Source organism: Bacillus sp. 522_BSPC (genome assembly GCF_001076885.1).
Classification (GTDB): Bacteria; Bacillota; Bacilli; order Bacillales; family Cytobacillaceae; genus Niallia; species Niallia hominis.
On the sequence record NZ_JVDT01000218.1, the window covers coordinates 1 to 19,920 of the forward strand.

The window sequence follows — 19,920 nt, forward strand, 5'->3', positions numbered from 1 at the left end:
CTCAACTTTCGCAGAGTGATATCGGCAAATAAGCCTTGATATAATTAGGAAGGCCAGCGATCCACTGTTCAAGTTGACTTTGAATTATTTTTTTGATTTTCTTATTCGTTTGTTTAAGTGCATCTTGAAGAAGCTCGATCAATTGCTGTAATGCGACAGCCCAATCAAGTTCATTTACTTCATCGCATAATTCGTAAAACAGACCACCTATTGTGCGTTGATCGGTATTACAGCGATTCTGCCACGACAGAACGATAAAACGAGAAAACACAATCGTTGTATGGCAAATAAGCGCGTCATATGAACGGCTTTGGAATTCTTTTTCAAGTTTCAAAAGAGATTTGGCCGCCTTAAAGAATACCTCGATATCCCAGCGCATTCCATAGATTCGGACGATCTCCTGTTCTGAAAGAGTGCAGTCTGTGCTGAGGATGGCAAGCCAGTCGCTTTTCTTATTTCTGTTTTGAATGAATACCACTTTAATTGGTGTTCCATTAGCCATGATCGTATGGATGGAACGAAGAATTCCTTTCTTGGATTGAATGGGTCCAGCTAGGCGGTATAGTTGCTTTAAAGAAACCATCTCCCCGTTTACGTTATAACGTTGTTTTGTTTCTTTGACCATACCAATTACGTCTAATCCTTGATCCACAATAGACTTTACAAGTGGTGGCAATGTAAACCAAGAATCCATAAGGACATAACTTGCATCTATCCCATTGGCTAATGCACGTTTAATCATGTCAGGAACTTGTTCAGGCTCAGTTTGTAATGCATTTTCTCGACGCTTGTATCCACAAGTACGTTTATCAATTTTTTCAGAGATACCATTGATTTGAGACTTTTTTGAACTGACTAAAGAAAAGTCAATTGGCATAAATGTATAGCCATCTGACCAGCCCAAAGTGAGCATACGAAACCCCTTAAAGAAACGCATTTTCAGGGAAGCATGATCAAAACAACGAGCGAGAAGCTCTACCTTTTTACTACGATTTCGGTCATACGCAGAATCATCGATAATCAGTACTTTTGGACGCTCTTTATTCGTAAGGCGAGTCACCTTTTGAATAGTAAAAATGCTCAACAGTAGTAAGAAACGGCGCCAATTAAAAGTTGATTGGTTTAAAAAGCGATAGACGGCATCTTTGGCTGGAAACTGATCGGCTTTCTTTGAATCAAGAAGTGAAAACCAATTTTTGTGCTGGAAAATCAAACAGAAAACAAGCTGAAATAAGTAGGAACAGCTGAAACCGAAGGATTTTTTAATTCCTGCTTGGCGCAGGTGTTTATTCATTTCAAGCTCAGAAAAAACCGAATTAAGTTCTTTTGGTAGTTGATTGTTTTGGCTATTTTGGTCTATCATATAGGGAGCACCTCTTCTGTATGGTAGTGTTTTCTCTACAATTACACTATACCAAAGAATGAGGTGTTATTTCATTTTATTAAACACTGTCAAGCAACATATTTAATAGACCATAGACGCAATACAACTAACGATTTGCACTTATTTTTTTGGTGCGAAAGTTGAGTTATTTAATGATTTTTCTATACTTAAGAAGGTGGTTAAATAAAGTTCTTCGTCCTATAAATCAAATGATGATAAGTTTAAATGAATTAAGTTTCGGGAACTTCGAAGTAAAAATGGAATTAAGTGGAAATAAAGAATTGCAAAGCTTAATGCGAAATTTTAATGAAGTCGTTGATAATCTTGCCTCTCTTTTTTACAGATTGACAAATACGGCAAAGGAGCTTGGTACAATATCTAAGGATTTTCAATTAACAACAATGGAAGAAGCACTTAAGCAAATGGATAATATTGTCGAATCGATGAAGATGAATCGTGAGCTGCAAAAGGCAGAGAAAATGAATGCCGTTGGCCAGCTTGCGGCATCTGTTGCCCATGAGATCAGAAATCCAATGACGGTTGTCAAAGGTTTTTTACAAATATTTCATGCGAAAGAACATATGAGTGAAGAAGAAAGAACCTATATTAAATTGATGATTGAAGAAATGAATAGGGCCGAAACAATAATTAATGATTATTTATCACTAGCAAAGCCTGACGTTGAACAATCAAAGAAGATTGACGGAGCAGATTTAGCAAATAAAGTCATCGATCTAATGCATTCTTATGCAATGCTAAGTAAGGGAATTCACTTTAAGAAGAATATACAGCAAGTATACATAGAAGCTAATAATAATGAATTGAAGCAGGTATTAATAAATATTTTAAAAAATGCAATCGAAGCGATGAAAAATGGAGGGACTATAACAATTAATCTATATTCAACAATGAATGATGGCGTGTTTGAAATAGAGGACACTGGAATTGGAATGACAGATGAGGAGGTAAATCGGTTAGGAACAGCTTTTTATTCATTAAAAGAAAAAGGAACGGGAATGGGATTAATGGTCTGTTATCAAATGGTAGAACAAATGAAGGGCCGGATTGAAGTACAAAGTGAGAAGGGAAGAGGGACAATATTTAAGATTTATATTCCACTTTCTAAAAAGGATAGTCATAGTTGAGTTTAGACATGCAGCAATTCTACTTTAAATAAAAACGCTAAAATAAGAAGTGAAAAAGAGAGAAAGCGTTTCACTTTTTTTAAAATCGAATAATATGAATATAGGTAGGCTATTGGTAAAAAAATAAGTGCATAAAATAATTCGAAACCTTATCAGTATGCTATACTATAAAAAATGAAGGTAGGTGAAAGAATGAAAAAACCATTTACCTTCCTTGTTTTATTATTCTCTCTTTTGATGCTTGTTTCCTGCTCTAATCAGACGCTCTATATTAAGGAAAAAGATGTTGTAGTGACCGAAAAAAAGGACATTCCGGTAAGTTTTTTACCACAGGAAATGTCCATAGTATCTGTTGGAGATTCCCTTACACAAGGTGTTGGTGACAGCACTGGAAAAGGAGGGTATGTTCCTTATCTGCAAGATTTACTTGAAGAAACAAAGGGAGTAAATAAAGCAGATTTTGTTAATTATGGAGTACGAGGCAACAGGTCAGATCAATTATTAAAAAGAATTAAAACAGAGGAAGTAAGCAAAGCAATCCAAAAAGCAGATGGAGTCATAATAACTATTGGTGGAAATGACATTATGAAAGTAGTAAGAAATAATTTCACCAATTTACAAGTGGAATCCTTTAATGAACAATTGAATGAATATGAAAATAACCTATACGAAATACTGTCAAATGTACGGACTAACAATTCTAATGCAGTAATTATATTGGTAGGAGTATACAATCCTTTTATTAAGATGTTTTCAGATATAAAAGAAATGAATAAAATTGTTACAGATTGGAATAACACGAGCGAAAAAGTATTAGCAGAATATGATCATACTTATTTTGTAAGTATTGAAAGTATTTTTGAAAATCCGACATCAGATTTATTGTATGAAGATTATTTTCATCCTAATGACCAGGGATATAAGCTCATAGCAGAGGCTATCTATAATAAAATGTTAACAGCTCCGTTAGCGGATATACTAGAGAATTTGCAAACAGAAGAGAATTGAGGAGAAAAGGTTGTTTAACAATAAATGGAAAGTAGCTTTTTTAACATTATTAGGTGTTCTATTACTTAGTATTATTATTTTAGCGATTATGATATTTAGACCAGTTGAGAAGTCAACAATCGTGAAGAAAGAACAGCGAGAAGAAGTTCCTTTTGCGGTAACGACAAATCGTGAGGATTTAACCAAGTTAATAAATCACTATTTAGAACAAGAAGGATTAAATGGCCCCATTCATTATGAAATAAATATAGCAGATCAAGTAGAGTTATATGGAACATTACCAATTTTTAATACTGATATTCAAATGAAATTAACATTTGAACCAATAGCATTGGAAAACGGTGATTTATTATTAAAACAAAAAGAAATTAGCATTGGTCAGCTGCCATTGCCAGTTTCATACATCATGAATTTTATCGCTAACCAATACAATTTCCCAGAATGGGTTGATATTCAACCGAGTGATGAAGAAATATATGTTCATTTAACCGATATGGACTTAAAAAATGGGATGCAAGTTGAAATGAGTACGTTTGATTTAGAACAAAATAATATTCAATTTAACTTATTGCTGCCAACGGAATAGAAACTTAAAAAAGGCTAATCCTTTAAACGCTCATTGGAAATTTGTTTGTATGAGCTTTAAGGATAGCCTTTTTTTGTTAACAGGAAAAGAGAAGCAATTCACTACTTTTGTCTTCCGCTCCATTAACAATAAAGGCCGTATATGCTTTATCAGCTTCCAGCCTTATCGCAGGAAATGCTTGGATTACTTCCTTTGTTTGTGATTTTCTTGCTTCTAAAAAGACGGTCATTGGATACAATCCTAAGTAAGAAGTTGCCCCTTTATAATGGATGGAGGGAAAGACGACATCCCCTTTTTGAACGGCAATATCAATTGGTGGTAAGTTGTCTGCAAGTTGAACAAATCGTAATTTTGTTTCATTAGGAGGTACTACTGGATATTCAGGATAATCATGTAGTTTAAGCTTATTATCTACTCCACCAATTGCAAAAGTATGGTAAACATTACTCTCTACATTTATTTTCTGACTACATAATGTATCAATCATTTTTCCAGTTTCATAAATATCTATTTGGTATTTTCCTGCAGGTATGGTTAAATCATTGCTCATTGTTTTAAAGGAGACGTCTTTAAACATACGCATCCCATTTAGGTAAATATCGACATTTTCGGTAGCCAGGGAACCATTTAATATTCTTATTTTTCCATATTCCTTTTGACGTTGGATATCTGGCACTATTGCAGATTTACTTTCATGATTAAAAGCACTTTTCAAGCTTTGAAGATGTTTATGATAGTAATAAACATGTAATTCTGGATTAGTATATTTATAATAATCACTTAATACATTATACATACCAGCTTCTTGTATTGAGTGATTTTGATCTTGGGTCATTCTACTCACTCCTCGGAATAATAATTTTTTCAGTGTATATGAAATACCATATTTAAGAATCTTTCTGAGAATAGAATATGCCAAAGATTAGGGAAAGTGCCTAAGGAATAAGGAGAAAATAGCTTTACAATTAGTTAGAAAATTTATATAATAAAGATATTGATGAAAGGAGGCTGATGTATTATGAGCAAAATTATTTTATTCCACGTAAATAGCTTATATAGCATACAGCCCAGACGGTTACAACCATAAGTTCGTATTAAAGTTCCTATTTTTTTAATAATAGGACTAATCGATTTATTATGGTGGATTTTTAAATGTTTGTTAAAAACCATGGGCTGTATCATGGTTTTTTATTATGTAAACATTTGGAGGTCTATTGATGGAGTTAATAAAAATTGGGTATAACAATAAGATAAAAGAACAATTTGAAAAGGCAGCAAAGACAAATCAAATAATCGGCAGAATTTCGCTAGAGCATAAAAGGATGTATCGAGTATGGTCCGTTTTTGGAGAGCTATTATGTGAAGTATCTGGTAAATTAGCTTTTGATGCTCAATCAAGGGAAGAATATCCTGCTGTAGGAGATTGGGTTATCGTTTCTCCAAGAAAAGAAGAAAGAAAAGGAACAATTACTGCTATTTTGCCGAGAAAAAGCAAATTTTCTAGAAAAGTTGCTGGTAATAATACGGAAGAGCAAATAGTTGCAGCGAATGTTGATACAATCTTTTTGGTCTTTTCGTTAAATGAAGATTTGAATGTAAGAAGATTAGAAAGATATTTAACTTTAACATGGGAGAGTGGAGCAAATCCTGTTATTGTTTTAACCAAAGCCGATCTAGCTGTTGATATAAAAGAAAAAATAATGCTAGTAGAAGGTGTTAGTTATGGTGTCCCTATTGTTACAATAAGTGTTGTAAATAATTTGGGATTAGATGAACTGCAAACATATCTTCTTCCAGGAAAAACGATCGCCTTACTAGGTTCTTCAGGTGTTGGTAAATCGACTTTAACTAATTATTTGATTGGGTTTGAAAAGCAGGAAGTACAGGAAATTAGAGGTTCGGATGCAAAGGGAAGGCATACTACAACTAATCGTGAGATGGTATTATTACCTAACCATGCGATCTTAATTGATACACCAGGAATGAGGGAACTTCAATTATGGAATAGTGAAGATGGCATTTCTAACAGCTTTTCGGAAATAGAACAGCTTTCATCTAGTTGTAAATTTAGAGATTGCCAGCATGAAAAAGAGATTGGCTGTGCAGTAAAATTAGCGATTGAAAAGGGAGAATTGAAGGAAGAAAGACTGCAAAGCTATAAAAAATTATTGCGAGAATTAGCTTTTTTAGAAAGACGACAGGATAAGAAAGCACAGTCTGAAGAAAAGAAAAAATGGAAGAACATGACAAAGCAATCCAAAAAAAGATAATTTTCCACCATTAAAAGGTAAAGTCCTAGCATAATTAGTGCAAGGACTTTACTTTCCACTAAAGCCATTATTTTTGCATATTTCTCTCTTAAACATTAAGCTAATAGTGTGAAATGATCAAGATAAGGGAATATAAAGAGAAGAATGTTTTTTAAAGGGGCTGTTTTAATGGAAAAGAAAACGGAATTAGCAACATTTGCGGGGGGGTGTTTCTGGTGTATGGTTAAGCCCTTTGATCAAGAGCCTGGAATTATAAAGGTTGTTTCTGGTTATACAGGAGGCCATAAAGAGAACCCAACTTATAAAGAAGTATGTTCAGAGACTACTGGACATTATGAGGCTGTCCAAATTACATATGATCCGAGTGTATATTCGTATGAAAAACTGCTTCGTATATACTGGCAGCAAATTGACCCAACAGACGCCGGTGGACAGTTCTTTGACCGTGGTCTTTCTTATCAAACGGCGATATTCTATCATACGGAAGAACAAAAGCAATTAGCGGAAGAATCAAAGCAGCAATTAGAGGCAAGTGGAAAGTTCAATAAGCCGATTGCTACAAAAATACTGCCTGCTTCTACCTTCTATCCTGCAGAGGATTATCATCAAGCATATTATAAAAAGAATCCTGAACATTACAATCGTTACCATATCGGTTCAGGACGTGCAGCCTATATTCAAGAGAATTGGAGAGATAAGTAATGGAAAAAGACAAATTAAAGGAAAAATTATCCCCTATACAATATGAAGTTACCCAAAATAATGGAACAGAGCCGCCGTTTCATAATGAATATTGGAATGAATTTTCAGAAGGTATTTATGTAGATGTTATTTCTGGCAAGCCTTTGTTTAGTTCTCTCGATAAATACGATGCTGGTTGTGGCTGGCCAAGTTTTACAAAGCCAATTGATGAAGAAGAATTAATGGAGAAAAAAGATATTAGTCATGGGATGATTCGGACAGAAGTAAGAAGTAAAGAAGCTGATTCTCATTTAGGTCATGTATTTAATGATGGACCGAATCCAACAGGTTTGCGATATTGTATGAATTCAGCTGCAATGAAGTTTATTCCAAAAGAAGAATTAGAAGAAAAAGGATACGGAAAGTATTTGCGATTATTTGAAAAATAGGAAGACACAGGGATAAAAGTATTCCAACCAAATATAAACCCGAACAATTATACGGAGATGTTAATTGAAATTTCGTATAATTGTTCGGGTTATTTTATTTTTGAGGTGGTCTGTGTTTGTGAACCGGCTGATGCTTAAGATCGTGCGCTACAGAAAGCAAAAGTCTATAGCTAATGGAACGCATTTTTCTCTACTTGACTTTTTAAACCATAATAAAATATTTGATATCAGCTGTTGTCCAAACCTCATTTTTTTCCTTTAAATAAAGCTAATTCGTAATGATGGAAGAAATTTGGATAAGTTGTTGATCTGTAATATTATATCTAGATTTGTCAGCAGAAATTTGAAATTTAACAGTATGATCTTTATTGGTTAATCCACTTGTTACATATAAAGACCTTTCTTTCTTAAATGGCCACCATGTTGAAATAGTGGTTTCATAGTTATCATCAATAAATACATCCATCTTTCCACCTTTTTCACTTCTAATCACGTTTACACCTAAAAATGATCCAGAGAATTGATATTCTATAGTGGAACCAATTTGATTTGAGGTATAATAACCTTTTTTATTTTGAAAAGATGGATCAATAGAGCGATAAGAATAATTCGTATTCATTTCTAAACTACTTACCTCATTCACAGGGATGGAAGAAGTAAGCACTTTTTTATCTTTGCGTATTGCTGTATCGATTGTTTGGATTATTTCTTGAGCATATAAATAGTAGCCATAATCATTTGGATGTACAAGGTCATTTGTTAATCGTTCAGTAGATAGCCGAGAATTTCGAAATGGAATTCTCATATCGATGTTTGTAGCATAATAGTCTTTTGAAAGCTGTTTAATAACATCAATAAATTCCTCGTTATCCAAACTACTTTCGGTAATGGTTATTAACTCAGCATGGGGAAATCGGATGACAATTTCATCTAATAAGGATTGATATAAGAAATAAAATTGCTTGTTATCCATATATTTACGATCATTTTCTCCAAAAACAATGAAGACTAGATCTATATCTTTAGACAAGTTATTCTTCAATTTATAAAGTCCTTCAAATGCTGTAGCACCGCTTTGAACAACTAAATGCCTAGAAAAGGCGCCACCGTATTTTTTCGTTAAACCTCTTTCTACTAGTTGAAACCATTTATGTTGATTATTGCTAGCACCTGAGCTACGTCCTATACTATCGCCGACAATTAAGTAGTTCACCTTTTTACCATCGGCTATTTTTTCATAGACATTTCTTTCCGGTTTTTTCGAATGAATTAATAAATACAGCATGCCAAGAATGGCGATAAAAATAAGAGAGTAAATAAAATATTTAATTCCTTTCTTCATCTTTCTTTTTTATTTTCCCTCCTTATATAATAGAGATCCTTTTTTATTCTGTTCATTAAATTACCCTACTAAAGGATAAGCTAAGCATTTCTACTGACAAAAGAATGACTTTTTATAAAATAGACAAACAAATAGATTTTCTTTGGAAATTGGCCGTATCGCTTGCACCATTATTTCCATTTATGTATAGTATACGTTATATCTATTGATCGAGGAAGGTGAGATCTTGACTAAATCCTTTTATCATTTTCTAATGAAGTTTCGGCACCCTGAACCAAATGATCAAATTAGCGAATTTGCAAATGACGCTTATCTTGATCATGATTTTCCTAAAAATAGCTTTGATTATGACGAAATTAGTGATTATTTAGAATTAAATGGGCACTATCTTCCAAGTATGCGCGTTTTTGATGAGGCTTGGGAGCAATACTTATTTCAAGAAGAAAAGAAAAATTACAGCTATTGAAAACATCCGGCAAGAATTTGTTTGGGTGTTTTTTGTTGGGTTTTTTTCAAAGTAACTGCCTTTTTCTAAGAATTATATATCCTAAATGAAAAAAGGAAGAGCTACTGCATGTACTTAAACGTAAGAATGTATTCTTCCTATTGACATACAGACATATAATGAATAAAAAGTTTTAAAGTAAAAGGAACTACTGGATTTTAGGATACATGAATTTTTATGAGCGAATAGCAGATAAGTGCATATGATAATAGAAACAAAAGCGAAAGTGAAAGTGTAGACGAACAAAAAAGGATGAAAATTAAATGGTGACTGAAGATAGGATTATATTCCTTTAATATCCCCCATCTTCATTTGATTACATGTTCTACTCAAGAGTGTGGGGGAAAACCGCATAAGTAGGCAATGCCACACAATCTTGTTTAGAGAGGATCAGTAATTATGACGAATCGAAAAAAACCTAAATTCAAAATTGGTGATACAGTTGTAATCACGATATATGGTACAGTAGGTAAAATTACCGATGTGAAATATTTAGATCAAATGCATGTATATGAAGTAAATAAAAGTGAAGGATTATATTTAGAATCCAGTCTACAGATGCTGTCTGAATATGAAGGAGAAATAATGGATTCAGAGAAAATCGATATAGAGTATCGCTTCTTTATTGGTGATTTAGTGAAAGTAAAAGGATATGGTTCAAACCTTTTTAAAATTATGGGATTTCGGACAGAGATTTGGAGATATAAGTCAGATGCTTGGGAAGACGTCATTTACGAGCTTTCTAGAGTTAGTGATGGTGAATGGTTAGAGGCAGGAGAAGATGAATTAACGTTAGTGGCAGATGCAGATAGTGCTGATTCATTTATACAAAAATTAGGGCTTTTATATATAATGGATAAAAAACAAAAGTCCATCGATCTTAAAAAATCAAGTAGCTCCTTCCATCAGACAGAAAAAGAATTGTTAGAAAGAACAAAGGAGAAGAAAGAGCTTATTGATGGTTTGTTAGATATATATAATGATTACAGAATTCTTTATTCGTTATTTAAAGACGCTGAGTATGAACAAGTAATGAAGTTAACTCTTCGTAAATTGAAGCTATTAAGCAACAGATCGGATAAGGACAATGGAACCAAAAATTTAGAATAATAGGTAGATAAACATCGGTACACTGCTAAGTAGAAGTAGGGTAAAGAGCTTTTTTAAAAGGGAATGAAAAATAGTAAGGATCTCACTGTTTTCATTATTCAAATCTACTTTTATATCTTCGACTATATATTGGATTTTATTCATAATAGGATGCCTCCCTTTTTTTACTAAAACTATATGTATAAGCTCTAATAAACATGTCTATTTTTTAAACTTATCTGGAGGATATTTTTTAATTGCGTTCATTATTTGGCATTGTAGATATTTCTTCTTGAAATAAAGTCAGTTTTATCAGATAATTTTATTATGAAAGCATTTTTTTTTTAGATGTCACATATATTCTTTAAAAAGGGGGCGATAGGCTTGAAAGAAATCGACGTGATTATAGATACTGAGGAAATAGCAGAGTTTTTCTTTCGTGAGCTATTAAAAAGGGGATTCGTTCCTACTGAAGGTGAAATGGAAGAATTGGCTGACATTACATTTGAATATTTATTGGAAAAATGCATAATTGATGAGGAACTTGATGAATAAAAAAATAAGAATGGTTAAATCCTTGCCCTTTTTTTATGTAAGTAAATGAATTTTTGAAGCGCTGACTTTCTTCTCCCTATTTAATGGAGAAGAAAGTCAGCGCTTTTTTAAAAACTATCTTTTCCGACCTGTTGCAGAATATTCTTTTCCATGTGCTTCGTGCTCAGCAATAATCGCTTCTTTTGGTATATGATTATTTTTCTTTGGAGAATTTATACGATTTCGATGCTTTTTTCCCATTATAATCCTCCTCTTAAGCATTTATCATTATCATTTACTTGCTTTCAAACAGTTAGATAATCTGTTTTCCTTCCTAGTAGAGGAAAACTAATTTTAGTATAACCTTTTAAAAAACAGTTATGCTAAAATTAAATATGTTTTACAGCATATTAGAATATGATATAGTACAAATAGTGAAGTTTTCATAAGTATGATATATTTGAGTAGGAATATTGAAAAGAGTATCAATTGGAGGAAATACTAATGAGTGTACATATTGGTGCAAAAGAACATGAAATTGCAGAAACAGTTTTACTACCAGGAGATCCATTAAGAGCAAAATACATTGCTGGAAATTTCCTGGAGGACGCTAAATGCTATAATGAAGTCCGTAATATGTTTGGATACACTGGAACATATAAAGGGAAAAGAATTAGTGTACAAGGGACAGGAATGGGTGTTCCATCTATTTCTATTTATATTAATGAGTTAATTAGTAGCTATAATGTACAAAATTTAATTCGTGTTGGTACATGTGGAGCCATTCAAAAGGATGTAAAAGTAAGAGATGTCATTCTTGCGATGAGTGCTTCAACTGACTCTCAAATGAATCGTTTAACATTTGGTGGTGTAGATTATGCGCCAACAGCTGACTTTGATTTACTAAAAAAAGCATATGACAGTGGACTTGAAAAAGGACTATCTTTAAAAGTAGGAAATGTATTTACTGCAGATATGTTTTATAATGATAATTCTGAGTTAGAGAAATGGGCTAAGTATCAAATTCTTGCTATCGAGATGGAATCAGCTGCACTTTATACTATCGCTGCTAAATTTAATCGTAAAGCTCTATCTGTTTTAACAGTAAGCGATCATATATTAACTGGAGAAGAAACAACGGCACAGGAAAGACAATCAACATTCAATGAAATGATCGAAGTGGCTTTAGAAGCTGCAATTAAATAAAAATAGTATAGATTATATAAAGGTATGCTTTGGCATACCTTTATATAATCATTTTAATGAGAAAATATAAAAGGTTTGTAAGGTGACATAAATGAAAAGATCAGTAACCATCCCTGCACTAGCAATAGCAACGCTTATGCTAACGGGATGTGAAAAAGTTGATTTTTCATCCCTCAAAGATAAAATTTCTTTTTGGGACGAAAAAGCGGATGAGCAAGATAGCGGAAACCAGGTTAACGAAGAGGAGCAAGAGAAGGAAGAGCAACAAACTCCTCCTGAAGAGGTCGAAGAAGAAGAATATCCATGGACATTAGAATCGATCTTTTTTAACGAAATTAAAGTTGTAGATGGAAGAAATATTATTCAAAATCCAATGAATATTGTATCACTTGTCAATAAAGAATTTGGATTGCCAGATGGATATATACCAGAAGATTTAGTCCGACCAAATGTGGAATTTTCGTTTGGTAATCAGGATATTGAAAAAAGTTATATGCGAGAAGAAGCTGCTAAAGCCTTGGAAGACATGTTTAATGGGGCAAAGAAGAGTGGCATAACCCTTTACGCAGTTTCAGGTTACCGTTCTTATGATCGTCAAACAGTCTTATTTGGTGCAGAAGTGGACCGAGTAGGAGAAGAAAAGGCGGTACAAGCAGTTGCTTATCCTGGTAATAGTGAGCACCAAACAGGACTAGCTATGGATATTTCAAGCAAAAGTGCAGACTTTTTATTAACAGAAGAATTCGGAGAAACGAAAGAAGGAAAATGGTTAAAGGAAAATGCTCATCTATATGGATTTATACTGCGTTATCCTGAGGGAAAGGAAAGTATAACGCAGTATAAATACGAACCATGGCATTTCCGATATGTGGGGAAAAAATCTGCAAAAGATATATATGAAAATGACTGGACATTAGAAGAATACTTCAAAGTTGTTCGAAAAATCTAATGAAGAATACAGGAAAGGAGTGGGATCCTACATTATTCCTTTTCTGTAGTTCTATAGGAGAAGCTTTCTCATATTTGATTAAATAAAAATAAAAATGGTATTCTATTTTTATACATAGTGTATAACTCTCTTGGAAACGAAAGTGGTGAGGCATTTGGATAACGAAAAAAACAGTAATGAAAAGGAATTAGAACAAGAAAGTGGACAAGGATATATAAAAATAAAAAAGTTTTATTTTGTCATGCTTTTATTTGTTGTTGTAATTGCAGCAGCAGGTATAACTACAATTGCTTTTTCTTTTGGCGAGGAACCTGCTGTAACTGTAAATAATCAACGAGATGAATTTAATAAATTGTATACAGCGTATGATACATTAATGGATGATTATTATAAGGATTTAACTTCGGAGGATTTAGTTAATGGTGCTATTGATGGAATGTTCACAGCACTAGATGATCCATATTCTGATTATATGAATGAGGAAGAAGCCGCAAGTTTTCAAGAAAGTATCTCTTCTTCTTTCGAAGGAATAGGTGCTGAAATTCAGGAACAAGATGATAGCATCGTCGTCGTATCACCCATTAAAGGTTCTCCAGCTGAAAAGGCTGGAATTAAGCCGAACGATAAAATTCTAACAGTAGACGGGAAATCTCTACAAGGTATGAGTTCTTCTGAAGCAGTTCTGTTAATACGTGGTGAAAAAGGAACAAAAGTAGATTTAGAAATAGAACGTGCAGGTGCAAGTGATCCATTAAAAATAACAATCACAAGAGATACGATTCCGATTGAGACAGTTTATGGAGAAATGGAAAAAGATAAAATCGCTAAAATACAAATAACAAGCTTTTCAGAACATACAGCGTCAGAATTAGTTGAAATCTTAAATAAATACCAGGAAGAGGGTATGGAAGGAATTGTCCTCGATTTAAGACATAATCCTGGTGGGATACTTGATGAAGTGAAAAAAATTGCAGATCTCTTTGTTCCAAACGGAGAAATTATTTATCAAATTGAACATAAAAATGGTACGGTTGACAAAGTTACCTCTCAAAATAGCAACAATATGGATATTCCGCTTGTTGTGCTCATTGACGGAGGAAGTGCAAGTGCTTCTGAAATTTTAGCTGGTGCTGTTAATCAATCTGCAGACGTTCCATTAGTTGGTGTTAAATCGTTTGGAAAAGGAACTGTCCAACGTGCAGAGAGCTTTACAGATGGAAGCAATATTAAGTATACAATTGATAAGTGGCTAACTCCTAATGGCAGCTGGATACATGAAAAGGGAATTGAGCCAACCTATAAAGTGGAGCTTCCAAGCTATGCAAGCCTTACAATGATCAATCCTGAAAGTAAATTGAAAAAAGGCAGTAATTCAGAAGAAGTTAAAATAGCACAAGAAATGCTAAAAGCATTAGGGTATGAAATAGACAATACCAATGGTTATTTTGATGAAAGTACTGAAAAAGCAACAAAAGAGTTCCAAAAGAAAGAAAAATTAAAAGAAGACGGAGTTATTACTGACAAGACAACTACGCAATTAATGAATAAACTTAGTGAAAAACTCCAAAAATCAGATACACAAATGAATAAAGCAATAGAAGTATTAAAAAAGGAAATGGAAAAATAAGCTTTAACATCGAAGAATAGGGTGACAATTTGTCATCCTCTTTTTCATAGGCTGTTTTCAATAGTAAAAAGACAATAGTAAAAGGACGTTATAAAGATGAAACAGACAGATATCTATGTATTATCCGGTTTTCTAGGCAGTGGAAAAACTACGTTATTAAAGGAAATTTTAAAAAAAGAAAAGGAAATTGGACGAAAAGTAGCCGTCTTAATGAATGAATTAGGTAAAGTATCGATTGATTCGAATGAAATAGAGGAAGATATTCCTTTAAAAGAGTTACTCGGAGGATGTGTGTGCTGCACTATACAAGATGAGGTGGAAGCCCAAATTCAAACATTATTAATGGAAGAAAAACCAGATGTGATATATTTCGAGACAACAGGAGCTGCACATCCAGTAGAAACGATCGATGGAATTCTATCTCCCATTTTCGCAGATCGTCTTCGATTTAAAGGGATAATAACAGTAATAAATGGAAAGCAGTGGATAGAGCGAGCTACATTAAACGCCCCAGTTCAACAGCTAATCTTGGAGCAAGCCAGACATGCTAGTTTATTAATCATTAATAAAGAAGATCAATTGACGGAAGCAGAAAAAGCAAAAATTAGTTTTGAACTTCAATCCATTTCCCCACATGCATTTACTATATTAACAACCTTTTCAAAATTTCCATTTGAAAAATTACTGGAAATGAATACACAGGTTTACGATAACGTACAAAAAACGTCAATCCATAAATTACACTTGAGTACTTTTGTGTATACGTTTAAAAAAATGATTGCTGCAGATGAATTTGAAACCTTTTTAAGAGAGCTTCCAGATACGATTTATAGAATAAAAGGATATGTTCAATTTCACCAAGCAAAATATCCAGATTTGTTTCAATACTCATATGGAATGCCTTTATTCATGCAAGAAGACATGAAAATGCCATTAAATATGGTATTTATAGGGGAAAACATAGACTGGAAATTGGTTGAAGAATCACTAAATAAATTATAAGATATTGGTTTTTTTAGCAAGGATCCTTTCATATAATATAGTTTGGTAATTGTTAGCAATGAGTAAAATAGAATGAGTACAGTAGAGAAAAAGGGGCAAACTTTCATTATTCAAATAAAAGTGAATGGGGGTCCTTTGTGTACAGAAAAATTTTATTTATGGTTATATGTTATCAATTTTTGGTTTCTGCGATTTCAGTGCGAGCTGCAGAAGAAGAAATAACCTCTCCTATTAGTTTTGATATTCAACTGTTAAATTGGAATACAATAAATGAAATGATTCCTAGATACAGTAAGTTTACCATTATTGATATAGAGACAAAGAAGCAGTTTAAAGTACAACGGAGAGCTGGAAGCCAGCATGCTGATGTGCAGCCTCTAAGTGTGAAGGATACAAAGATAATGAAAGAAATATATGACGGAAAATGGAGCTGGCGAAGAAGAGCGATTCTTATAATGGTAGATGACCAATTGTTTGCTGCATCGATGCATGGGATGCCGCACGGCGCAGGTGCTTTAAATAACGATTTTCCTGGTCATTTCTGTGTGCACTTTTTAGGGAGTACCACACATAAGACAGAGAAGATGGACTTTTCCCATAAATTAATGGTGTATAAGGCTGCTGGCCATTTAAAAGAGTATTTAGAGCAGATGAATCCTAGCGAGGTTGCCAAAGCGTATACTGCTGGATTAAAGGAAAAGGATACTACCATTTTGCGGTACATTTCAACGAAACAGGAATGGTGGACAGCGTTAGAACCAATCAAAAATATAAAAATTAATCGATTACAAGAGCCTGACCACCAACAGTTTGAACAAGCATTACAAATTGATCTTCCAATTGATTGGAATATTTACGTAAAGAACGAGAAACCAAAAAGTATAAACAAGGAGCTAGTAATAATCAGAAGCTCCCCACTAGAACCTTGGAAGGTTAAAGTAGAAGAACCATTATTTTAATAGCTATAAATAATGCTCCTTCTCATATTGTTTATCTATGGATTTTAAAAAAGTCGTTCTATTGGCTATAGATGCAGACATTCGTTCATGCAGAGGAGGAAACTATGCCTCCTCTCTGCATGAACGACAGGACGGGGGCTATAGCCTTTCCTCTATTGAGGCAATAGCTCGCTTTCAAATAAATAAATCCTCGTTTAAGGAGAACTATACTTATTCAGTGTCTTCTCCTCCTTTCAACTTAGTTTTTAAAGTGTCTTTTTCAATAAAAGAAAAGACCACTAATTAAGGGGAAAAACAGAGCAGCCTGAATACCACTCTCCCCTTGGAAAGCAAAGTGGTATTCAGGCTGTAGGTATAATAATAGACCTCCCGTTATTGTATTCCTTTTAAGTAAAATACTTTTGTACCATAACTCCTCTTTTTTGAGTAAACTCAATTGTTACCACTTTTATTGGCGACAGGACTATTACCTTTTGCTTTTGAACGTAAGATAGGTAGTTTAACTGTCCGTTATTCTGAATTTTCATCTACTCTAATCTTACAGTGGGGAACGAAGGGAAATCCCCACACAAGTTTCACTTTACTGAAAGGTTACTTTTCGTTATCCCTTCATTTCTCCAAACTTAATAAATGTATTTTCGTCTTCCACTAAGCCGCAAGCAGCACACTGAATTCGATATTCTGGTCCAGAATAACCCATATGGAAAGGAGATAGGTTATCAGATGAATATTCCTCCATAACATTACCTGTTTGTGGATCTAATTTAACTGATTGAGAAACTTGCTTAATAATATTAAAGCGACTTCGATTCGTCTTGCAATTGGGGCAGCAATACGGTGTATTCATATCATTACTCCATTCTTTATAAGATATTATTCCTAATTATATTTCCAATCTTATCGTTTTTTTATGCATATAGCAGAAGTAGAAATAAGGAATCATCCTTTTTTACTCATTAATACAAATAGTTCTTTAAGCTCCCACTGTAACAACTTGTACATTTTTGTTAACACATTGACTTTAATGTTATTTTCATTCGAAAAAAAAATGTCTGTCAAGCATCATTTGTTGTCCAAAATATAGGTTTCTATAATATAATTCCTATTAATGGTTTTTTTATCCATTCTATTTATGGATAAAATAAAGGATATATTTTGGTTGATGTATCTATTATTCTATTCATTTTCCTGTTTTTTCCTATATACATTCTTTGTTATCTAACAACTAATTGGTTTTTTTATCCAAAAATATGACAAAAAACCTATGTTATGATTTTCGTAGTAAGTCGAAAACAACAAAATCTATTAAACTTTCGATTTGGACAACTAAGGAGGAAATATAGAATGAAAAAGAAAAATTTAATTTTTTCAGTAGCGGCAGCAACAACATTGATGGCAACTCCACTAGCAAGCAAAGCAGAGGCTGCTACAGTTCAACCAAAAGAGGCAAAGGTAATCTATCAATCATATAATCTTTCAGAAGAGCAACTTAATAAAATAGTAAATGATTTTTCTAGTAATTATCAAATTGATTTGGATAAAGTATGGAGTGAATGGAAAGAGTCAATTGGAAAACAACAAACATATCAATCTGAAAACAAACAAACGGAAGTTAAGAAGGATAATACAGAACAAATAGACAAAAAAAACCAAGAGCAATCAAAGCCTGAAACAACTACTTCACAAAATAATAAGGTAGCTGAACCTACTAATAATAAGGTTGAGGATGCAACTGCTTCGGTAAGCGCTTTTGAAAAAGAAGTAGTAGAATTAACTAATAAAGAAAGAGCTAACTATGATTTACCAGCCCTTACTTTAGATAGCGAATTAAGTAAGGTTGCTAAAGCAAAGTCACAAGATATGAGTACAAATAATTATTTTGACCATACAAGCCCAACCTATGGCAGTCCCTTTGACATGATGGAGCAATTTGGCATCACGTATAAAGCGGCAGGAGAAAATATTGCCAAAGGCCAAAAAACACCAGAAGAAGTAGTAAAGGCATGGATGAATAGTGAAGGACATCGTGCAAATATTCTAAGTGATAAATTTACACATATAGGTGTTGGATATGTTGAAAATGGAAGTTATTGGACACAGCAATTTATCGGAAAGTAACACCAATAATATTATCGATATAAAATAATTAAACATGCAACTCTACAGAATTTTTTTCTGATAGAGTTGTTTTTTTATTATCTTGAATCAATAGTGTTTTGGAAAGCATCAAGTTTAATACAATACTAGCTATAGTAGACACAACCGCAAGCTTATTTGAGTTCAAGTAGTATTGGCAGGCGAGAAAGAGTAGCCAACTATGGAAATTATATTTTAACTTAGATGATTCTGAATAAAGAGAATTATAGAAATAGATGTTTATTAAACAAAATAGTGGTATTTTTGAGCATTAATTTATATAATAATTTTTCCTGAATATCTACTTTAAGAACAAGCACACTAACTAAGAGAGTTTACAGGGAAGAATTTATTGCATAGGAGAAATTACAAGTGGAAATTAGACAAGGACATATAGATGATTTACCAACAATCATGGAGATTGTTAAGAAGGCTTTAGTGATTATGCAAAAAGAAGGAAATGATCAATGGTCTCATAAATACCCTAATGAAAATAGCTTTGAAATAGATATCGAAAATAAAAATCTCTTTGTTGCTATTATGGATGACAAAGTGGTTGGTTCTATTACAATTGATCAAATTGGTGGAAAAAACTATGAGGGTATTGCCTGGACTTATCATAATAGAGAATACATGGTTATCCATCGATTAGTTGTTGATCCAGATATTCGTGGTGGCGGTATTGCGAGTAATTTATTAGCATTCGCTGAAGTGTACGCCATTGAACAAGATGTATTTTACTTGAAAACTGATACATATTCATTAAATGATAAAGCACAAAACTTATTTATGAAAAATGGATATAATAAAGTTGGTTCTACTTTTTTTGAAGGAAAAGACAAACCATTTTATTGCTATGATAAATTATTTCTATGATTCCTTAAAGGGAGATAGGAGGAAATCGCTAGATCTCCTCTTATCACACTTTGCAAGCAAAGGAAATCTGTAAAATTCCATTTTCATATTTCTTTTTAATCGTATTTTCATTCACATATTTTGGGATGCTGATTTTTTTTAGAAAATGTTTATTCTGTCGTTCTTTCAAAAG

Annotated in this window: 23 protein-coding genes; 16 read left to right on the forward strand and 7 right to left on the reverse strand. The window is 33.1% G+C overall.

Going from position 1 to position 19,920, the window contains the following annotated elements; genetic code table 11:
* Position 1: 1 nt before the first annotated feature.
* On the reverse strand, positions 2 to 1,363 hold the full coding sequence (locus ADJ83_RS17705; RefSeq protein ID WP_048717268.1) for an IS4 family transposase: 1,362 nt from the start codon (positions 1,361 to 1,363) through the stop codon (positions 2 to 4).
* 161 nt (positions 1,364 to 1,524) lie between these two features.
* Between ADJ83_RS17705 and ADJ83_RS17710 the strand changes: the two genes are divergently transcribed.
* The 3 genes from ADJ83_RS17710 to ADJ83_RS17720 all read left to right on the forward strand — a co-directional run bounded on the left by ADJ83_RS17710 (position 1,525) and on the right by ADJ83_RS17720 (position 4,123).
* Positions 1,525 to 2,529 (forward strand): ATP-binding protein, encoded by a 1,005-nt coding sequence (locus tag ADJ83_RS17710; protein WP_231512511.1) that lies wholly within the window; start codon positions 1,525 to 1,527, stop codon positions 2,527 to 2,529.
* 192 nt (positions 2,530 to 2,721) lie between these two features.
* Positions 2,722 to 3,537, forward strand: a complete 816-nt coding sequence (locus tag ADJ83_RS17715; protein WP_031536012.1) for an SGNH/GDSL hydrolase family protein — start codon at positions 2,722 to 2,724, stop codon at positions 3,535 to 3,537.
* Positions 3,538 to 3,547: 10 nt separating this feature from the next.
* Entirely contained in the window at positions 3,548 to 4,123 is a 576-nt protein-coding gene (locus ADJ83_RS17720; protein ID WP_031536010.1) for a YpmS family protein, read from the forward strand.
* A 76-nt stretch (positions 4,124 to 4,199) separates the two neighbouring features.
* Here ADJ83_RS17720 and ADJ83_RS17725 read toward each other — a convergent pair whose 3' ends face one another.
* A complete protein-coding gene (locus ADJ83_RS17725; RefSeq protein ID WP_035416079.1) occupies positions 4,200 to 4,958 on the reverse strand; it encodes a DUF4397 domain-containing protein in 759 nt (252 codons plus the stop codon).
* Between the two features lie 382 nt (positions 4,959 to 5,340).
* Between ADJ83_RS17725 and rsgA the strand changes: the two genes are divergently transcribed.
* The 3 genes from rsgA (at position 5,341) to msrB (ending at position 7,523) form a co-directional block, all read left to right on the forward strand.
* On the forward strand, positions 5,341 to 6,393 hold the full coding sequence (rsgA, locus tag ADJ83_RS17730; protein ID WP_031536006.1) for a ribosome small subunit-dependent GTPase A: 1,053 nt from the start codon (positions 5,341 to 5,343) through the stop codon (positions 6,391 to 6,393).
* A 168-nt stretch (positions 6,394 to 6,561) separates the two neighbouring features.
* Positions 6,562 to 7,095: a peptide-methionine (S)-S-oxide reductase MsrA gene (msrA, locus tag ADJ83_RS17735; RefSeq protein WP_031536004.1), complete on the forward strand. Its 534-nt coding sequence runs from the start codon at positions 6,562 to 6,564 to the stop codon at positions 7,093 to 7,095.
* On the forward strand, positions 7,095 to 7,523 hold the full coding sequence (gene msrB / locus ADJ83_RS17740; RefSeq protein WP_031536002.1) for a peptide-methionine (R)-S-oxide reductase MsrB: 429 nt from the start codon (positions 7,095 to 7,097) through the stop codon (positions 7,521 to 7,523). The genes msrA and msrB overlap by 1 nt, the downstream gene beginning before the upstream one ends.
* A 268-nt stretch (positions 7,524 to 7,791) precedes the next feature.
* Here msrB and ADJ83_RS17745 read toward each other — a convergent pair whose 3' ends face one another.
* Positions 7,792 to 8,865: an SGNH/GDSL hydrolase family protein gene (locus ADJ83_RS17745; RefSeq protein ID WP_031536000.1), complete on the reverse strand. Its 1,074-nt coding sequence runs from the start codon at positions 8,863 to 8,865 to the stop codon at positions 7,792 to 7,794.
* 226 nt (positions 8,866 to 9,091) lie between these two features.
* Here ADJ83_RS17745 and ADJ83_RS17750 point away from each other — a divergent pair, with 226 nt between their 5' ends.
* Positions 9,092 to 9,331 (forward strand): YozE family protein, encoded by a 240-nt coding sequence (locus tag ADJ83_RS17750; RefSeq protein ID WP_035416077.1) that lies wholly within the window; start codon positions 9,092 to 9,094, stop codon positions 9,329 to 9,331.
* Between the two features lie 438 nt (positions 9,332 to 9,769).
* On the forward strand, positions 9,770 to 10,480 hold the full coding sequence (locus tag ADJ83_RS17755) for a hypothetical protein (RefSeq protein WP_031535996.1): 711 nt from the start codon (positions 9,770 to 9,772) through the stop codon (positions 10,478 to 10,480).
* Here the strand turns inward: ADJ83_RS17755 and ADJ83_RS25730 are convergent.
* Positions 10,472 to 10,624, reverse strand: coding sequence for a hypothetical protein (locus ADJ83_RS25730; protein WP_155986736.1), 153 nt, complete (start codon positions 10,622 to 10,624; stop codon positions 10,472 to 10,474). The genes ADJ83_RS17755 and ADJ83_RS25730 overlap by 9 nt on opposite strands.
* Before the next feature lie 219 nt (positions 10,625 to 10,843).
* Between ADJ83_RS25730 and ADJ83_RS24630 the strand changes: the two genes are divergently transcribed.
* Positions 10,844 to 11,014 carry a YozD family protein gene (locus ADJ83_RS24630; protein ID WP_065429127.1) on the forward strand — a complete coding sequence of 57 codons (171 nt, stop codon included), beginning with the start codon at positions 10,844 to 10,846 and terminating at the stop codon, positions 11,012 to 11,014.
* A gap of 114 nt (positions 11,015 to 11,128) precedes the next feature.
* Here ADJ83_RS24630 and ADJ83_RS25900 read toward each other — a convergent pair whose 3' ends face one another.
* Positions 11,129 to 11,254, reverse strand: a complete 126-nt coding sequence (locus ADJ83_RS25900) for a hypothetical protein (RefSeq protein WP_016203953.1) — start codon at positions 11,252 to 11,254, stop codon at positions 11,129 to 11,131.
* A 243-nt stretch (positions 11,255 to 11,497) separates the two neighbouring features.
* On the opposite strand from ADJ83_RS25900, the gene deoD reads away from it, so the two are divergent.
* From deoD to ADJ83_RS17780, 5 genes are all read left to right on the forward strand, one after another.
* On the forward strand, positions 11,498 to 12,199 hold the full coding sequence (gene deoD, locus ADJ83_RS17760; RefSeq protein ID WP_031535994.1) for a purine-nucleoside phosphorylase: 702 nt from the start codon (positions 11,498 to 11,500) through the stop codon (positions 12,197 to 12,199).
* 91 nt (positions 12,200 to 12,290) lie between these two features.
* Positions 12,291 to 13,148: a M15 family metallopeptidase gene (locus ADJ83_RS17765; protein ID WP_031535992.1), complete on the forward strand. Its 858-nt coding sequence runs from the start codon at positions 12,291 to 12,293 to the stop codon at positions 13,146 to 13,148.
* Positions 13,149 to 13,302: 154 nt separating this feature from the next.
* Positions 13,303 to 14,775, forward strand: a complete 1,473-nt coding sequence (locus tag ADJ83_RS17770; RefSeq protein WP_035416076.1) for a S41 family peptidase — start codon at positions 13,303 to 13,305, stop codon at positions 14,773 to 14,775.
* Between the two features lie 96 nt (positions 14,776 to 14,871).
* Complete coding sequence (locus ADJ83_RS17775) at positions 14,872 to 15,777, forward strand: CobW family GTP-binding protein (RefSeq protein WP_031535988.1); 906 nt, start codon at positions 14,872 to 14,874, stop codon at positions 15,775 to 15,777.
* Positions 15,778 to 15,914: 137 nt separating this feature from the next.
* Complete coding sequence (locus ADJ83_RS17780) at positions 15,915 to 16,736, forward strand: hypothetical protein (RefSeq protein WP_048718560.1); 822 nt, start codon at positions 15,915 to 15,917, stop codon at positions 16,734 to 16,736.
* Between the two features lie 601 nt (positions 16,737 to 17,337).
* On the opposite strand, the gene ADJ83_RS17785 is transcribed toward ADJ83_RS17780, so the two are convergent.
* The gene (locus ADJ83_RS17785) at positions 17,338 to 17,583 is read right to left on the reverse strand and encodes a hypothetical protein (RefSeq protein WP_031535984.1); all 246 of its coding nucleotides are present in this window, start codon (positions 17,581 to 17,583) and stop codon (positions 17,338 to 17,340) included.
* Between the two features lie 497 nt (positions 17,584 to 18,080).
* On the opposite strand from ADJ83_RS17785, the gene ADJ83_RS17790 reads away from it, so the two are divergent.
* Together ADJ83_RS17790 and ADJ83_RS17795 are read left to right on the forward strand one after the other, a co-directional pair.
* Positions 18,081 to 18,854 carry a CAP domain-containing protein gene (locus ADJ83_RS17790; protein WP_031535982.1) on the forward strand — a complete coding sequence of 258 codons (774 nt, stop codon included), beginning with the start codon at positions 18,081 to 18,083 and terminating at the stop codon, positions 18,852 to 18,854.
* Between the two features lie 390 nt (positions 18,855 to 19,244).
* Positions 19,245 to 19,748: a GNAT family N-acetyltransferase gene (locus ADJ83_RS17795; RefSeq protein ID WP_031535979.1), complete on the forward strand. Its 504-nt coding sequence runs from the start codon at positions 19,245 to 19,247 to the stop codon at positions 19,746 to 19,748.
* A gap of 43 nt (positions 19,749 to 19,791) precedes the next feature.
* Here ADJ83_RS17795 and ADJ83_RS26950 read toward each other — a convergent pair whose 3' ends face one another.
* The gene (locus ADJ83_RS26950; protein WP_082169291.1) at positions 19,792 to 19,917 is read right to left on the reverse strand and encodes an Hsp20/alpha crystallin family protein; all 126 of its coding nucleotides are present in this window, start codon (positions 19,915 to 19,917) and stop codon (positions 19,792 to 19,794) included.
* Positions 19,918 to 19,920 lie beyond the last annotated feature (3 nt).